The organism is Novosphingobium sp. PASSN1, assembly GCF_002278815.1.
The window spans coordinates 527,672-545,077 of record NZ_NKIS01000001.1; the positions used below are offsets into that span (position 1 = coordinate 527,672).

The window sequence follows — 17,406 nt, forward strand, 5'->3', positions numbered from 1 at the left end:
CTGCTTTGTTTTCCTGCAAGTTCCCTAGGCGAGCCGGGACGCGCAGGCAGCAATGCATACGAATGTCATCCCCATGCGGGAAGGGATTCTATCCGCCCGTGGTGCCGCGCACTACAAGCCGCGTCGGCAGGAAGGGGGAGGGGGGCTGCTTGTCCTCCACTTGCGCCATCACCGTTTCCACGAGCGCGACACCGGCGTGGCGCATGTCCTGCATCACGGTGGTGAGCGGCGGCGAGGTGAGGCTGGCGGCAGGAATATCATCGAAGCCGACAATCGCGACATCGCCCGGAATGGACAGCCCCGCTTCGCCCAGCGCGCGCATCGCGCCGATGGCGATGAGGTCGCTGGCGGCAAAGATCGCGTCGAACGACTTGCCGCTGGCGAGCAGCTTGCGCGCGGCCTGATAGCCCAGTTGCTCGGACGATATGGCCGGGATGACCAGTTCCGGATCGTGCGTCAGGCCCGCTGTCTCCACCGCGCGGACCAGACCTTCGTAGCGGTTCTTGAACTCGGGATAGTGGCTGTCTGCCTGGCCCAGAAAGGCGATGCTGCGCCGCCCACGCGCCAGCAGGTGTTCGCCTGCAAGGCGGCCCGCGCCGAAGTTGTCCGAGCCGACCGTGGCGCCGATGGTCTCGGGCTCAACCGCGCCCCAGCGCACGAAATGCGCGCCAGAACGCACCAGCTGGCGCAGACGGCTTTCATAGAGCGTGTAATCGCCATAGCCGAGCAGGATCAGCCCATCGGCGCGGTGGCTGTCCTGATAGCGCTTGTGCCAATCATCATCGAGCCGTTGGAACGAGATGAGCAGATCAAGCCCGCGCGCGGCGCAGTGCCGCGTGATCGAACCGAGCATCGCGAGGAAGAACGGATTGATACCGGATTCGTCCGGCGTCGGGTCTTCGAAGAACAGCAGCGCCAGCGTGTTGGAGCGCTGCGAGCGCAGCGACGAGGCGTTCTTGTCGACCGTGTAGCCGAGCTGGCGGGCGATTGCCTCGATCTTCTGGCGCGTGGCGAGGCTGACCGACTTGCTGCCGCGCAGGGCACGGCTCACCGTGGGCTGCGAAACCCCGGCCAGATAGGCGATATCGAAACTGGTCGGCTTGTTGGACGGCCTGCGGCCCATCGCCTCTTCCTCCCGCGCCGCCCGGTTTCTGTGCACCGGATCGGACGAGCAAGAACTCTACGCATGGAAATGCATGGGCGCAATTGCCGCGGAGGACTCGGCGGCCGGCAGGTCCATTCCGGCGCGGGGCGTGGCAAATGCGCCGCACTTGGGCCCCGCTAACCCCGCGGAATCCCGATGGTATACGTATGCCATATTCGTTCCCATGCACACCGCGCCTACCGAGCCCTTCGTACTGGACCTGCGAACAAGCGCGTTCCGACACCATTGAGGCCGCCATTCGGCCACCCGGGGGAGATCTGATTTCCATGGCTAAGCACACCCTTTTTGCATTCGGCAGTTCGGCCATCGCGCTGACCGTTGCCGCTCTTGCTGCGCCTGCCTTTGCGCAGGACGCCGCTCCGCAGGCCGCTGCCGAAGCGCCCGCTGCTGATGACGGCGCCATCGTCGTCACCGGCTACCGCGCCTCGCTCAATGCTTCGGCCTCGATCAAGCGCGGCGCGCCGACCATCGTGGAAGCGCTTTCGGCCGAAGACATCGGCAAGCTGCCCGACGTTTCGATTGCAGACTCGCTCGCCCGCCTGCCCGGCGTCACCTCGCAGCGCCTTGAAGGCCGCGACCAGCGCCTCTCGATCCGCGGTCTCGGGCCGGACTTCGGCACCACGCTGCTGAACGGCCGCGAGCAGGTCACCGTCGGTGACAACCGCGGCGTGGAATACGACCAGTATCCGGCTGAATTCTTCAAGAACGTCGTCGTCTACAAGGCCCCGACGCCGTCGCTCGTCGCCGCCGGTATCGCCGGTACGGTCGATCTGCGGATGCTGCGTCCGCTGTCGCAGAAGGACCGCATCGTCTCGCTGCAGCTGCGCGGCCAGATGAACGGCATGAAGAAGCTCAACCCCGACGCCAGCCGCTATGGCTATCGCGCCTCGGCGGCTTATGTCGACAAGTTCGCCGATGACACCTTCGGCATCGCCATCGGCGTTTCGGCAACCGACGCGCCTTCGCAGAACGAGCGCTACAACGCTTGGGGCTTCCCGAACGAAGGTTCGGCGGGCGGCAAACTGTTCCTCGGCGGCGCCAAGCCCTATGTTCAGTCGAACAAGCTGCAGCGCTACGGCGCGGTCGCGACACTGGAATACCAGCCGAGCGACAACTTCCACTCGACCCTCGACGTGCTCTATTCGCACTTCAAGGAAACCCAGATCCTGCGCGGCATCGAATTCCCGATTGCTCCGGCCTGGGGTTCGGGCGCAACCGTGCAGCCCGGCTTCAAGGTCGAGAACGGCCTTGTCACCGAAGCGACGCTCACCGGCATCCACGCCGTGCAGCGGAATGACCGCAACAAGCGCGAGGCCGATAACTTCTCGGTGGGCTGGAACAACCAGATCAAGCTTAACGACAAGCTCAACCTGACGCTCGACGCCTCCTACAGCACCGCCAAGCGCACCGACGATCTGCTCGAAACCTATTCCGGCACCGGCTACGGCACCGGCGGCGCGGCTGACACGATCAAGATCTCGGCCAACCCCAATGGCACGTTCGATATCGTCCCGACGCTTGACTACTCCAACGCCAGCCAGTTCGGCCTGACCGATCCGCGCGGCTGGGGCTACAACGGCACCAAGGCCGTCGTGCAGGCGGGCTTCCTCAACCGTCCGAAGTTCAAGGACGACCTGCTTTCGCTGCGCGCCGATCTCGATGGCGCGATCGACGGCGCTGGCCCGCTGGCGGGCTGGCAGGTTGGCGGCAACTACAGCCGCCGCAAGAAGACTTCGGCGTTCAAGTCGTTCTTCCTGTGCCCCAAGGGCGCGGGCAGCAACTGCTCGGTCGATAGCGGCACGCCCAAGTTCGTGTCCATTCCGGACGCCGCCGTCGTCGGCTCGGTTCCGCTCGCCTACCTCGGCGTGCCGAAGATGCTGGCGCTCGATCCGGTCTACCTCGTCAACAATTCGCTCGCCTCGGTGTTCGACAACCGCCCGGTCTCGCTGGTGCGTGACAACACCATCACCGAGAAGGTCTGGACGGCCTATGCGATGCTCAAGCTCGATGGCGATGTGGGCGGCAAGAAGCTGACCGGCTCCATCGGCGTGCAGGCGGTTCACACCGACCAGAGCTCGAACGGTTCGATCTCGAACTTCGACGGTGCAACCGGCAACGTGCTCGTTGTGCCTGCCACGGGCGGCGACAAGTTCTGGCGCGTGCTGCCCAGCGCCAACTTCGCGCTGGAAGTGGCGAACGCCACCTACGTCAAGCTGGCCGGCTCGCTCAGCATGGTGCGTCCGCGCCTCGATCAGGAGCGGGTGAACCAGGAGCTGAACTTCGACTTCACCAACCTCGAAGCCAACGACCCGACCCGGCCGTTCTTCAAGTCGAACGGCGGCAACCCGCTGCTGCGCCCCTACCGCGCCGCAAACATCGACGTCTCGGTCGAGCACTACTTCCCAAAGGGCGGCTACGTCTCGCTGGCGGGCTACTACAAGAAGCTCACCGACTTCGTGAACCCGTCGCGCAACCTGCCGTTCGACTTTGCGGCAGTGGCGGCTTCGCTGCCGGCGGATATCCGCAGCAAGCTCAAGACCACGATGGGCGTCGTGTCGCAGCCGCTCAACGATGGCGAAGGCTCGCTCAAGGGTGCGGAGTTCACGCTCTCGCTGCCGTTCTCGCTGCTCACGCCTTCGCTTGACGGCTTCGGCTTCTATGGCAGCGGTTCGTACACCGACAGCACGATCCGCCTGAACAGCGATCCGGTGAACCCGATCACGCTGCCCGGCCTGTCGGACTGGGTGGGTAACGCCTCGGTCTACTACGAAAAGCATGGGCTCCAGCTGCGCGCCTCGTATCGCTACCGCTCGAAGTTCCTTGCCGAAGTCGCTGGCCTCTCGGCCAACCCGACCTACCGCACCGCGAAGGCGGAAGGCATCCTCGATGCCCAGATCGGGTATGACTTCCAGCCCGGTTCGGCGCTCGAAGGCCTCTCGATCCTGTTCCAGGCGCGCAACCTCACAGATCGTCCGTTCATCACCTACCAGAACAACGATCCGCGTCAGGTGATCGACTATCAGCGCTATGGCCGCGATTTCTACATCGGCCTCAGCTACAAGTTCTGAAGTCGTATGCGCAACCGGGCGGATGGCTTGCTGCAAGTTCATCCGCCCGGTAGCGTGAGCCAATGCCTGAAACCATGACCCAGCTTTGGCAGGCCGTCCGCACTCCGGGCCGCCTTGCCAGACGCTCGGGTTCTGCCTTGCTGGCAAGCAGGGCAACGCTCCACCCTCCGACAGCAGGGAGCCTGCGATGAGCAGCACCGAAACCAGCGGCAGCGCAGGCCCATCCGGACCGTTGCGGATCGTCGTTGCCGGTGGCGGCACGGCAGGGTGGATGACAGCCGCTGCGCTGGGCCATTTTCTTGACCGGGGCTTCACCGTCACGCTCGTCGAATCCGAAGAGATCGGCACCGTGGGTGTGGGCGAGGCAACGATCCCCCAGATCCGCATGTTCAATCAGGCGCTCGGGATAGACGAAGACGCCTTCAGCCGCGCCACGCAGGCGACTTTCAAGCTGGCCATCGAGTTCGTCGGCTGGGGCCGGCCTGGCGAACGCTATATGCACGCGTTCGGCGATGTGGGCCGCGATGTGGGCTTGTGCGCCTTTCATCACTACTGGTCGCGCGGGCGGCGGCTTGGGCTTGCCGGGCCGCATGGCGATTATGCGATCAACGACATTGCTGCGCGCGCGGGCCGGATGCACCGGGGTGCGCCGCTCACGAGCCGCAATGTGCCGGAAATGCCCCATGCGTTCCATTTCGATGCGGGGCTCTATGCCGCGTTCCTGCGCCAGTTTGCCGAAGCGCGCGGCGTGGTACGGCGCGAGGGCAAGATCGGCGAAGTCCGGCAGGATGCGCAGAGCGGCGATATCACGGCGCTGGTGCTTGCGTCCGGCGAGGAAATCGCGGGCGATCTGTTCATCGACTGCACCGGTTTTCGCGGCCTGCTGATCGGCGGCGCGATGGGCAGCGGCTATGTCGATTGGAGCCACTGGTTGCCGTGCGACCGGGCGCTGGCTGTGCCGAGCGCGCGCGTGGAGAATTTCACTCCTTATACCCGCGCCACGGCGCACGATGCGGGCTGGCAATGGCGCATTCCGTTGCAGCACCGCACCGGCAATGGCCGCGTCTATTGCAGCGCCTTTACCACTGACGAAGCAGCGGCAGAGAGCCTGCTGGCGCATCTCGATGCCCCGGCGCTCGCTGATCCGCGCCCCATCCGCTTCACCACCGGCCGCCGGGCCGAGGCGTGGCGCGGCAATGTGATCGCGGTGGGGCTGGCCAGCGGTTTCCTCGAACCGCTGGAATCGACCAGCATCCACCTGATCCAGACCGCGATCTCGCGCATCCTGAAACTGCTGCCGGGCAAAGAGCAGACACAGGCCGCGCGCGACGAATACAACCGCCAGTTCACGTTCGAGATGGAGCGCATTCGCGACTTTATCGTGTTGCACTATCACGTGAACCAGCGCCCCGAACCGTTCTGGCAGGCGATGCGTGACATGGCGCTGCCCGATACGCTGAAGGACCGCATCGAACTGTTCCGAACCAACGGTCACATATTCCGGCATGGCGACGAACTGTTTGGCGAAGTGGGCTGGTTTCAGGTCATGGCCGGGCAGGGCATCGTGCCCGAGCGCAGCCACGGCCTTGCCGAAACCATCGATGAGGCGGACCTCAAGGGCTACCTCGAAACACTGAACGGCCTCTACCGCCGCGAGGTGGAGCGCTATCCCGCCCACGCCGATTTCATCGCGCGGCACTGCGGGGCACCGGCCCTTGGCGGTGCGGCATGAAGCGGGCGCTGCGCTTTGCTGCGCTGGCGCTGCTGGCGAGTGGCAGCGTGCCTGCTGCCGCGCAGACGCCGCTGGAGAGCGTCCGCGCGCGCCCGGCGGCGGGCGAGGTGGTCTATTTTCTCCTGCCCGATCGGTTCGAGAACGGCGATCCAGCCAATGATCGCGGCGGTCTCAAAGGGGACCGGCTTCATACCGGGTTCGACCCGGCGGCCAAGGGCTTTTACCACGGCGGTGACATCAAGGGACTGATCGCCCGGCTCGACTACATCAAGGGCATGGGGGCCACCGCCGTGTGGGTCGGCCCGGTGTTCAAGAACAAGCCGGTGCAGGGCGCTCAGGGCCAGGAAAGCGCCGGGTATCACGGCTACTGGATCACGGATTTCACCCGCGTCGATCCGCATTTCGGCAGCAACGCCGATTTCAAGGCGCTGGTTGATGCGGCGCACGCGCGCGGGCTGAAGGTCTACATGGATATCATCGCCAACCACACGGCGGACGTGATCCAGTACCGCGAGCAAGGCGGCGACTATCGCAGCCGCGCCGACTATCCCTATGCGCGCAAGGGCGGCCTCGCTGGCCCGGCGATCAACGCGGGGTTTGCGGGCGACGCGGATTCCAGCGCGGCCAATTTCGCCAAGCTCACCGATCCGGCCTTTGCCTACACGCCGTTCGTCCCCGCTGCTGAAGCAGGCGTGAAAGTGCCCGGCTGGCTCAACGATCCGCAGTTCTATCACAACCGCGGAAACAGCACGTTTAGCGGCGAGAGCAGCCGCTTTGGCGATTTCGCCGGGCTGGATGATCTGTTCACCGAACACCCGCGCGTGCGCGAAGGTATGATTGCGGTCTACCGGCAATGGATCGAGGACTTCGGCATCGACGGCTACCGCATCGACACGGCGCGCCATGTCGATCCCGGCTTCTGGCAGGCGTTCATTCCGCCGCTGCTGGAAACGGCAAAGGCGCGCGGCATCCCGAACTTCGCGATTTTCGGCGAAGTCGCGCGGGAGGAGCCGGGCAATGGCTATATCGCGCAGTTCACCCGGCGTGATGGCTATCCCGCCGTGCTCGATTTCGCGTTTCAGGCCTCGATCCGTGCGGTGCTGGGCAAGGGCCGGGGCACTGACGTGCTAGCCGATCTGTTCGAAGGCGATGTGCTCTATGAGGGCGGCGAGGCAGCGGCGCTGGCCATGCCGACGTTCCTCGGCAATCACGACATGGGCCGCATTTCCAGCCTGATCCGCGCCGAGCGGCCCGGTATCGGCGCGGCCGAACTGGAGGCGCGCGTCCGGCTTGCCCATGTCATGCTGATGACCCTGCGCGGCTCTCCGGTGATCTATTATGGCGACGAGCAGGGCTTCGTTGGCGATGGCAACGATCAGGACGCGCGCGAGGACATGTTTGCCACGCGCACGGCAAGCTATCTTGATAATCCGGTGATGGGGGCCACGCGCCCGGCTGCTGCCGATCACTTCGATCCGGCGCATTCGTTCTACGGCCTGATCCGCGATCTCGCCGCTTTGCGCGCCGCGCATCCGGCGCTCGCGCGCGGGCGGCAGGTCACGCGCAGCTATGGCGAAAAACCTGGCCTGTTCAGCGTCTCGCGCTTCGATCCCGAGACGGGCGCGGAATACCTTATCGCGTTCAACACGTCCGATGCGCCGATCCGCGCCGCCAGCGTGGTGGGCACTTCGGCCGCCAAGCTCGAAACGCTCTACGGCACGTGCCCGGCCAGCGTGGCCGCGCCGGGCAGCGTGCTGCTCGATCTGCCCGCGTTCGGCAGCGCGGTGTGCCGCCTCCTCCCTTCCTCCCCAGGAATGCAGTCTCCCCAATGACCAAAGCCCAAGCCCAAGCCCGCCCCATTGCCGCAGCAGCAGACCTGCCGTGGTGGCGCGGTGCGGCGATCTACCAGATCTATCCGCGCAGCTTCTGCGATGCGAACGGCGACGGCATCGGCGATCTGCCCGGTATCACGGCGAAGCTCGATCACGTGGCGGCGCTGGGAGTGGATGCGATCTGGGTCTCGCCGTTCTTCACCTCGCCCATGCGCGATTTCGGCTATGATGTGGCGGATTACTGCGACGTTGACCCCATTTTCGGGACGCTGGCGGATTTCGACCGCATGGTCGCGCGCGCGCACGAACTGGGCCTCAAGGTCACGATCGATCAGGTCTATGCCCATACCTCGGACCAGCACCCGTGGTTCGAGGAAAGCCGGGCAAGCAAGGACAACCCCCGCGCGGATTGGTACGTCTGGGCCGATCCGCAGGAAGATGGCGCGCCGCCTTCCAACTGGCAATCGGTGTTCGGCGGCCCGGCGTGGACGTGGGACGCGCGCCGCTGCCAGTATTATCTCCACAATTTCCTGAGCAGCCAGCCCCAGATCAACGCGCACAACCCGGCGGTGCAGGAAGCGCTGCTGGGCGTCATGCAGTTCTGGCTGGACCGGGGCGTCGATGGCTTCCGCATCGATGCGCTCAATTTCCTGATGCACGATCCGGACATGCGCAACAATCCGCCCGCGCCCTACGATGGCCGCCGCCGCACGCGCCCGTTCGACTATCAGCTCAAGATCTACAACCAGTCGCACCCCGGCATTGTCGGCTTCATCGAACGCCTGCGCGCGCTGTGCAATCGCTATGGCGCAGTGTTCACGCTGGCCGAAGTCGGCGGCGATCTGGCCGAGACCGAGATGAAGGAATACACAGCAGGCGATGCCCGGCTGAACAGCGCCTACGGCTTCGATTTCCTCTATGCTGACCGCCTGACGCCGGAACTGGTGGCGGAGACGCAGGCGAAATGGTCCGATGCACCCGGCACAGGCTGGCCAAGCTGGGCCTTTGAAAACCACGATGCGCCGCGCGCGCTTTCGCGCTGGTGCGCGCCGGAGGATGCGGAGTCCTTCGCGCGGATGAAGGCCCTGCTGCTGGCGTCGCTGCGCGGGAACGTGATCGTCTATCAGGGCGAGGAACTGGGCCTCACGCAAGTCGATATCCCGTTCGAGCAGTTGCGGGATCCCGAAGCAATTGCCAACTGGCCGCTGACGCTCTCGCGCGACGGCGCACGCACGCCGATGCCGTGGCAGGCGCAAGGCGAGCAGGGCGGGTTTACCACCGGTACGCCGTGGCTGCCGCTGGGCGCGGAAAATCACGCGCGCGCGGTCGACCGGCAGGAGGCCGATCCCGGCTCGCTGCTCCACCTGACGCGCGATCTGCTGAACCTGCGCCGCAGCCATCCTGCGCTGCGGATTGGGGATTTCACCGTGCTCCATGCCGGCACCGATGTGCTTGCCTTCCGCCGTGTGGCCGAAGGGACGAGCGTCATCGGCGTCATCAACATGGGGCCGCGCCATGCCGCATGGCCTGCCGCTGCGCCCACCAAAGGCGGCGTGCTGCAGATGGTGAACCGTGCCGCCCCCGGCACCCTGCCACCCTTCGGCGCCCTCCTGATCGAGGAATGAACCTGACCATGCTCCGTCTGACCCGTAAGGCCGTCCCCTTCGCGCTCGCCGCCTCCGCGCTGCTCCCTGCCGCCGCCTTCGCGCAGGCCGCCCCGCAGAAGGCGGTCGTCACCGCCGCTTCGCCTAATGGCAGCCTCGTCCTCACCGTCACCACCGATGGCAGCGACCGCCCGGTCTATTCGCTCTCGCGCAAGGGCAAGCTGCTGATCGGCGCGTCGAAGCTGGGCTTCACGCTGACTGACGGTCTCAACATGGTGCGCGGCTTCCGCATCACCGGTTCGGAGACCGCGAGCGCCGATACGACATGGGAGCAGCCTTGGGGCGAACGCCGCTTCGTGCGCGATCACCACAACGAAGTGCTGGTCCATCTGGAGCAGAACGCGGACTACGCTGGCCGCAAGATGAACGTCCGCTTCCGCCTGTTCGATAATGGCTTCGGCTTCCGCTACGAACTGCCCGAGCAGCCCGGCCTCAAGACGATGAAGATCGCCGACGAGTGGACCGAGTTCGATGTTGCGCAGCCTGGCACCGCGTTCTGGGTCGCGGGCCTTGAATGGAACCGCGAGGAGCAGATCTATCAGCGCACCCCGATCGATGCCGTCGCCACCGCGCAGACGCCGATCACCCTGCGCCTTGAGGACGGCACGCACCTCGCGTTCCACGAGGCGGCGCTGGTCGATTACTCAGCGCTATATTTCAAGCGCGCCGAACGCCAACTGTTCCGCACCACCATCGCGCCATCCTCGCGCGGGGCGGCGGTGATCCGCGATCTGCCCTTCAACACGCCCTGGCGCACGGTGCGGATTGCGGACAACGCGGCAGGGCTGGTCGAGAACGACCTCGAGCTCAATCTCAACGAGCCGAACAAGATTGGCGATGTCAGCTGGTTCAAGCCGATGAAGTATATCGGCATCTGGTGGGGCATGATCCGCGGCGACTGGACCTGGGCCGAAGGGCCGCGCCACGGCGCGACGACGGCGCGGGCCAAGCAGTACATCGATTTCGCCGCGAAGAACGGCTTTGGCGGCGTGCTGGTGGAAGGCTGGGACAAGGGCTGGAACGGCGACTGGTTCGGCCATGGGCAGGACTTCAGCTTTACAGAGGCGGTGCCCGATTTCGATCTCAAGGCGGTCACCGCCTATGCCGCGAAGAACAAAGTCCAGCTGATCGGCCACAACGAGACGGGCGGCCATATCGCCAACTACGAGGCTCAGCTTGAGCCGGCGATGAAGCTGTACCAGTCGCTCGGCATGCATTCGGTCAAGACGGGCTATGTCGCGGATGCGGGCGGAATCATTGCCCCCGGCGATGCGCCCGGCGAAGTGCGCATGGAATGGCACGAAGGTCAGCGCAACGTGCAGCATCACCTGAAGGTCGTCGAAACGGCGGCGAAGTATCAGGTGGCCATCGATGCACACGAACCGGTCAAGGATACCGGCCTGCGCCGCACCTATCCCAACTGGATCGACCGCGAAGGCGCGCGGGGCATGGAATACAATGCTTGGGGGCAGTTCGCCAACGGGCCGGACCATGAGCCTACGCTGGTCTATACCCGTATGCTTTCGGGGCCGATGGACTTCACGCCGGGCATGCTCAGCCTTGAAGGTGCGAACAAGGTGCCGCTGGCCTCCACGCTGGCCAAACAGCTCGGCCTCTATCTCGCGATCTATTCGCCGATCCAGATGGCGTCCGACTTCATCGAGAGCCTTGCGGCGCATCCGAAGGAGCTGGAATTCATCCGGCAGGTGCCCGCTGACTGGTCGGAAAGCCACCTGATTGCCGGTGAAGTGGGCGATTATGCGATCTTCGCGCGCAAGGACCGGAATAGCGAGGACTGGTATGTCGGCGGCGTCAATGATGCCACGGCGCGCGATGTCACGCTTGCGATGGACTTCCTCGATGCTGGCAAGACCTACACCGCGACGATCTGGAAGGACGGAGAAGGGGCGACTTACACGACCGACGCGCGCCACAAGATCGCCTATGCCACGCTGACGGTGAAGAAGGGCGACAAGCTGCCGCTCTGGCTTGCCCCCGGCGGCGGCGCGGCGATCCGCCTGCACCCCGCCAAGTAAGCGGCAGGGCGGCGGCTGGCATCGCCTTTTCGGCTGGAATACTTATGCATGCTGAAGTCCCGGTCAAACGGGTCTAGGAAGCCTTGCGGGCCGTGCGGCGCGCAGCACGGATAAGGAGTATGCCGCCCATGGCCGCCACCAGTTGTTCCGCCTTGCTTCTGTTCGGCGCGACCGGTGATCTTTCGCGGCGCATGCTGCTGCCCTCGCTCTATGCGCTGCATGAAGACGGGCTGATCGATCCTGCCTTGCGCATTGTCGGCACCGCGCGTTCGGAGCATGACGACGCCGAATTTCGCGACATGGCGCGCGCCGCGCTGCTGGAATTCCTGCCTGCCGACCGGCGCGACGAGAGCAAGCTGGCGAGCTTCCTCGAACGGCTGGAATACCAGACGCTCGATGCCTCCAGCCCCGAAGGCTTTGCCGGGCTGGCCGAAAAGCTGGGCGATACTTCGTGCGGCCTCTCGATCTTCCTTTCCACCGCGCCCGCGCTGTTCGAGCCGACCATTGCAGGTTTGCGGGTGGCCGGCCTTGCGCACGAAGGTGTGCGCATCGGCCTTGAGAAGCCGCTCGGCAATGATCTGGCCTCAAGCCGCCGGATCAACGATGCGGTGGCGGCGGGATTCTCCGAAAAGCAGATTTTCCGCATCGATCACTATCTCGGCAAGGAGACGGTGCAGAACCTGCTGGCGCTGCGCTTTGCCAACATGATGTTCGAGCCGCTGTGGAACAGCGCCGGAATCGATCATGTGCAGATCACCGTCAGCGAAACCGTCGGCCTTGAAGGCCGCAAGGGCTTCTACGACGATACCGGCGCGCTGCGTGATATGGTGCAGAACCACATGCTCCAGCTGGTCGCGCTCACCGCGATGGAGCCGCCGGTGGAATATGACGCCACCTCGATCCGCGACGAGAAGGTAAAAGTGCTGCGCGCGCTGCGCCCGGTGAAGGCGGAGGAAATGGTGCGCGGGCAATACCGCGCCGGGGCCGTGGGCGGCAGCGCGGTGACGGGCTATCTTGATGATCTGGGCGCAGCTTCGGACACCGAGACGTATGTCGCGACCAAGGCCCACGTCGACAACTGGCGCTGGCAGGGCGTGCCGTTCTATCTGCGCCACGGCAAGCGGCTGGCCGAGCGGCGCAGCGAGATCGTGGTCCAGTTCAAGGACGTGCCGCACAACATCTTCACGCAGCGCGGCGGCAAGCTCAATGCCAACCGCCTCGTCATCCGCCTCCAGCCCGAGGAATATGTGCGGCTGCAAGTCATGGCCAAGGAGCCGGGGCTTGATCGCGGCGGGGTCGTGCTGCGCGAGGTGAACCTCGATCTCTCGCTCACCACCGCCTTTGCCAAGGCGCGCCGCCGCATTGCCTATGAACGCCTGCTGCTCGATCTGATCGAAGGCGAGCAGACGCTGTTCGTCCGCCGCGACGAAGTGGAAGCGCAGTGGACCTGGGTCGATGCGATCCGCCGCGTCTGGGCCGAGACCGGCATGGACGTGAAGCCCTATGCCGCCGGAAGCTGGGGGCCGAACGCAGGCATTGCTTTAACCGAGCGCGACGGGAGAAGCTGGCATGACTGAGGTGCGCTGGGCCGAGCCTGGCGATGCCGCAGCGGTGGCGGCGCATATCGCCCGCGTGCTGGCGCGGCCGGGGCCAAAGCGGCTGGCCTTCACGGGCGGCTCCACCCCGCTCAAGGTGTTTGCGCTGCTGGCCGGTCAGAACCTCGACTGGTCGGACGCGACCATCGCGTTGACCGATGACCGGCGGGTGCCGGACGATCATCCCGCCAGCAATTTCGGCAAGCTTCACGCCGCGCTGGCCGGAACCGGCGCCACGTTCGAGCGTCTGGAAGAAGGGGCAAGCGTTGCCCCCTTCGATCTCGTCTGGCTCGGCATGGGCGAGGACGGCCATGTCGCCTCGCTGTTCCCCCACATGCAGGCGTTCATCCGCCCGGGGCCAAGCGTGATCGCCACCACGCCCATTCCGCTTCCGCCCGAAGCGCCGTTTGATCGGCTCACGCTCAATCGGCGTGCGCTGAAGGCCGCGGCCGAGATCATGCTTGTCGTTACCGGCGCGTCCAAGAAGGCGCTGATCGAGCGCGTACTGGCCGGGTCCGACGCCTATCCGGTTTCCGATTTCCTGCGCGGCTACGGCCCGCCCGTCACGATCTACTGGAGCGAATGATGCCCCTGAACCCCATTGTCGCGAAGGTTACTGACCGCATCATCGCCCGTTCGGCGCAGAGCCGCGCCGCCTATCTCGATCTGATCGCCCGCGCGCGCGATGCCGGGGTGAACCGCGATGTGCTTTCGTGCGGCAATCTGGCGCATGGCTTTGCCGCAGCGGGTGAGGACAAGATCGCGCTACGCACCGGCAAGAGCGCGAATATCGGGGTGATCACCGCCTATAACGACATGCTCTCGGCGCATCAGCCCTATGGCCGCTATCCGGAGCAGATCAAGATTTTCGCCCGCGAAGTGGGCGCGACGGCGCAAGTGGCGGGCGGCGTGCCCGCGATGTGCGACGGGGTGACGCAGGGGCAGGCCTCGATGGAGTTGTCCCTGTTCAGCCGCGACAACATCGCGATGGGCGCGGCGGTCGGCCTCAGCCACGGGATGTTTGAAGCCGCGCTGCTGCTGGGCATTTGCGACAAGATCGTGCCGGGCCTGCTGATCGGAAGCTTGCGCTTTGGCCACCTGCCGACGATCCTCGTGCCCGCCGGGCAGATGGCCACCGGCCTTGCCAACAAGGAAAAGCAGCGCATCCGCCAGCTCTATGCCGAGGGCAAGGCGACACGCGAGGAACTGCTCGAAAGCGAAAGCGCGAGCTATCATTCGGCAGGCACTTGCACGTTCTATGGCACCGCCAATTCCAATCAGATGATGATGGAAATGATGGGCCTGCACATGCCCGGCGCGAGCTTTGTGCAGCCGGGCACCAAGCTGCGGCAGGAACTGACACGCGCCGCCGTGCACCGCGTGACCGAGATCACCTGGGACGGTGACGACTATCGTCCGCTGGGGCATTGCGTGGACGAAAAGGCCATCGTGAACGCCATCGTCGGCCTGCTCGCCACGGGCGGTTCGACCAACCATGTGATCCACCTTCCGGCCATCGCGCGCGCAGCCGGGGTGCAGATCGATTGGGACGACATGGACGAACTGTCCCGCGCCGTGCCGCTGATCGCCAGCATCTATCCCAACGGTTCGGGTGACGTGAACGGCTTTGCCGATGCAGGCGGGATGCCGTTCGTGATCCGCGAACTGGTGGAAGCGGGCCTTGCGCACGGCGACATTCGCACGGTCTACGGGAGCTCGCTCCTCGATGGCGCGCAACAGCCGGTGCTGGAAGGTGACGCGCTGCGCTGGCAGCCCGCCCCGCGCGAAAGCCTGAACCCGGCCATGCTGCGCGGCGTGGCCGAGCCGTTTCAACCCGAGGGCGGCCTGCGACTCGTGCACGGCAATCTCGGTCGCGGCACGATCAAGGTCAGCGCCGTCGATCGTTCGCGCTGGACGATCGAGGCCCCGTGCCGCGTGTTTTCCGATCAGAACGATGTGCTGAAAGCGTTCAAGGCGGGCGAGCTTGAGCGCGATGTGATCGTCGTCGTGCGCTTCCAGGGACCTGCCGCCAACGGCATGCCCGAACTGCACAAGCTCACCCCGTCGCTGGGCGTGCTGCAGGACCGGGGCTTCCGCGTCGCGCTCGTCACCGATGGCCGCATGTCGGGCGCATCGGGCAAGGTTCCGGCCGCGATCCACATCTCGCCCGAGGCGAAGAAGGGCGGTGCGCTGGCGCTGCTGCGCGATGGCGACGTGGTGCGCGTCTGCGCCGAAACCGGCGAACTGACGGCATTGGTCGATGCTGCGGAATGGGCCGCGCGCACACCTGCCGAGGCCCCGGCGGAAGAGATGGGCGTGGGCCGCGAACTCTTCGCCATGATGCGCCACTTTGCCGATCCCGCCGAACGCGGCGGTTCGGCCATGCTGGCGCTGGGCGGGCTTTGAGACCATTAACAGGGCAACAGCGGGGGGATAACGGGCACATGCAACTGGTCGCAGTCGATATCGGCGGAACCCATGCCCGCTTCGCGCTGGCTGAAGTGGAAGCGGGTCGCGTTGTCCATCTGGGCGAGGCCGTCACGCTCAAGACCGCCGATCACCCCAGCTTCCAACTGGCGTGGGAGGAGTTTTCGCGGCTTTCCGGCGGAGCGCTGCCGCCTGCGGTGGCCATTGCCGTGGCGGGTCCAGTGGGCGGAGAAATCATCCGCTTCACCAACAATCCCTGGATCATCCGCCCGGCGCTGATCCCGGAAAAGTTGGGCGCGCCAGCCTATGTGGTGGTCAACGATTTCGCCGCCGTCGCCCATGCCGTGGCGCAGGCGGATAGCGCGCATTTCATCCATCTGTGCGGGCCTGATGCGCCGCTGCCCGCCGAAGGCACGATCAGCGTGGTCGGCCCCGGCACCGGGCTTGGCGTGGCGCAACTGTGGCGCCAGCAGGGCGGCGGCTATCATGTGCAGCCCACCGAAGGCGGCCATATCGACTACGCCCCGCTCGACGGGATCGAGGATGCCATCCTCGCGCGGCTGCGGGGCCGCTATCGCCGCGTTTCGGTGGAGCGCGTCGTAGCCGGACCGGGCATCGTCGATATTTACGAAACACTGGCGCATATCGAAGGCCGCGCCATCGTTTCGCTCACCGACAAGGAACTGTGGACGCTTGGCGCGAGCGGCGAAGACAGCTTGGCTGCCGCCGCAGTCGACCGGTTCTGCCTTTCGCTCGGCAGCGTGGCGGGCGATCTGGCGCTGGCGCATGGGGCGAGCGCACTGGTCATGGCGGGCGGGCTGGGGCTGCGCATCAAGGATACGCTGGTGCGTTCCGGCTTTGCCCAGCGGTTCTGCGCCAAGGGGCGGTTCGAAGGGCTGATGGCGGCCCTGCCGGTGAAGCTCATCACCCATCCGCAGCCCGGCCTGTTTGGCGCAGCGGCGGCATTTGCACAGGCGCATTCAGGTCTCTTGGCCGGCTAACCTTGACGCTTTTGTGAGGGCTGCGGCGAACCTGCTTGCCAAGGCGGCATGGCTCGCTTAGCCATACCCTTAACCGAGCGATTAAGGGAAAAGAGCGATGTCCTACGAAACGATCCGCGTCGAAAACGTCGGCAATGTGCGCCGCATCGTGCTCAACCGTCCCGAGCGGCTCAATGCCTGCCCGCCCAACATGGCGGTCGAAATCGGCGATGCGCTCTATGACCTTGAAGGCGCGCGGGCCGTGCTCATCACGGGCGAGGGCCGGGCGTTCTGTTCGGGCGCGGATCTGGCTGCCACCGGCAAGCGCAGCGTCACGGGCGGTGCGGGCAGCTACAAGGCGTTGACCGAGAGCTACAACCCGATGATCGCCAAACTTTCGCGCCTGCCGGTGCCGGTGATCACCGCCGTCAATGGCGTGGCTGCCGGGGTCGGCTGCTCCATCGCGCTGATGGGCGATTTCGTGATCGCGGCAAAGAGCGCCTATTTCCTGCAGGCCTTCGTCAATATCGGGCTTGTTCCCGATGGCGGCTCCAGCTGGATCCTGCCGCGCCTGATCGGCAAGCCGCGCGCGCTGCAGATGATGATGCTGGGCGAACGCGTCAGCGCTGAAAAGGCCGAAGACTGGGGCATGATCTACAAAGCGGTGGACGATGCCGCGCTGGCGGATGAGGCGATGGCGCTGGCGACGCGGCTCGCCAATGGCCCCACCGTAGCGCTGGGCGTGATGCGCCAGAACGTGGCGCGCGCGCTGGAAACCGATCTGCCTGCGGCATTGCTGATCGAAGCCGAAGGCCAGTGGAAGGCGGGCGACAGCAAGGATTCCCGCGAAGGCATCATGGCCTTTCTCGAAAAGCGCAAGGCCGAGTTCAAAGGCCAGTAATCAGGG

The 17,406-nt window shown here is 65.4% G+C and carries 11 protein-coding genes; 10 read left to right on the forward strand and 1 reads right to left on the reverse strand.

Annotated features, from left to right (window positions below):
- Positions 1-88: 88 nt before the first annotated feature.
- Entirely contained in the window at positions 89-1,123 is a 1,035-nt protein-coding gene (locus tag CFE35_RS02395; RefSeq protein ID WP_292927547.1) for a LacI family DNA-binding transcriptional regulator, read from the reverse strand.
- A 308-nt stretch (positions 1,124-1,431) separates the two neighbouring features.
- On the opposite strand from CFE35_RS02395, the gene CFE35_RS02400 reads away from it, so the two are divergent.
- From CFE35_RS02400 to CFE35_RS02445, 10 genes are all read left to right on the forward strand, one after another.
- On the forward strand, positions 1,432-4,233 hold the full coding sequence (locus tag CFE35_RS02400) for a TonB-dependent receptor (RefSeq protein WP_292927549.1): 2,802 nt from the start codon (positions 1,432-1,434) through the stop codon (positions 4,231-4,233).
- 187 nt (positions 4,234-4,420) lie between these two features.
- On the forward strand, positions 4,421-5,965 hold the full coding sequence (locus tag CFE35_RS02405) for a tryptophan halogenase family protein (RefSeq protein WP_292927551.1): 1,545 nt from the start codon (positions 4,421-4,423) through the stop codon (positions 5,963-5,965).
- Positions 5,962-7,797, forward strand: coding sequence for an alpha-amylase family glycosyl hydrolase (locus tag CFE35_RS02410; RefSeq protein ID WP_292927553.1), 1,836 nt, complete (start codon positions 5,962-5,964; stop codon positions 7,795-7,797). Before CFE35_RS02405 ends, CFE35_RS02410 begins: the two co-directional genes overlap by 4 nt.
- Positions 7,794-9,422, forward strand: a complete 1,629-nt coding sequence (locus tag CFE35_RS02415) for an alpha-amylase family glycosyl hydrolase (protein WP_292927555.1) — start codon at positions 7,794-7,796, stop codon at positions 9,420-9,422. The genes CFE35_RS02410 and CFE35_RS02415 overlap by 4 nt, the downstream gene beginning before the upstream one ends.
- Positions 9,423-9,430: 8 nt before the next feature.
- The gene (locus CFE35_RS02420; protein ID WP_292927557.1) at positions 9,431-11,497 is read left to right on the forward strand and encodes a glycoside hydrolase family 97 protein; all 2,067 of its coding nucleotides are present in this window, start codon (positions 9,431-9,433) and stop codon (positions 11,495-11,497) included.
- Between the two features lie 128 nt (positions 11,498-11,625).
- Positions 11,626-13,074 carry a glucose-6-phosphate dehydrogenase gene (zwf, locus tag CFE35_RS02425; protein WP_292927559.1) on the forward strand — a complete coding sequence of 483 codons (1,449 nt, stop codon included), beginning with the start codon at positions 11,626-11,628 and terminating at the stop codon, positions 13,072-13,074.
- Positions 13,067-13,678, forward strand: coding sequence for a 6-phosphogluconolactonase (locus tag CFE35_RS02430; RefSeq protein ID WP_292927561.1), 612 nt, complete (start codon positions 13,067-13,069; stop codon positions 13,676-13,678). The genes zwf and CFE35_RS02430 overlap by 8 nt, the downstream gene beginning before the upstream one ends.
- Positions 13,675-15,498 (forward strand): phosphogluconate dehydratase, encoded by a 1,824-nt coding sequence (gene edd / locus CFE35_RS02435; protein ID WP_292927563.1) that lies wholly within the window; start codon positions 13,675-13,677, stop codon positions 15,496-15,498. The genes CFE35_RS02430 and edd overlap by 4 nt, the downstream gene beginning before the upstream one ends.
- Before the next feature lie 38 nt (positions 15,499-15,536).
- Positions 15,537-16,520, forward strand: coding sequence for a glucokinase (locus CFE35_RS02440; protein ID WP_292927565.1), 984 nt, complete (start codon positions 15,537-15,539; stop codon positions 16,518-16,520).
- 97 nt (positions 16,521-16,617) lie between these two features.
- On the forward strand, positions 16,618-17,400 hold the full coding sequence (locus CFE35_RS02445; RefSeq protein ID WP_292927567.1) for an enoyl-CoA hydratase-related protein: 783 nt from the start codon (positions 16,618-16,620) through the stop codon (positions 17,398-17,400).
- Positions 17,401-17,406: the final 6 nt, after the last annotated feature.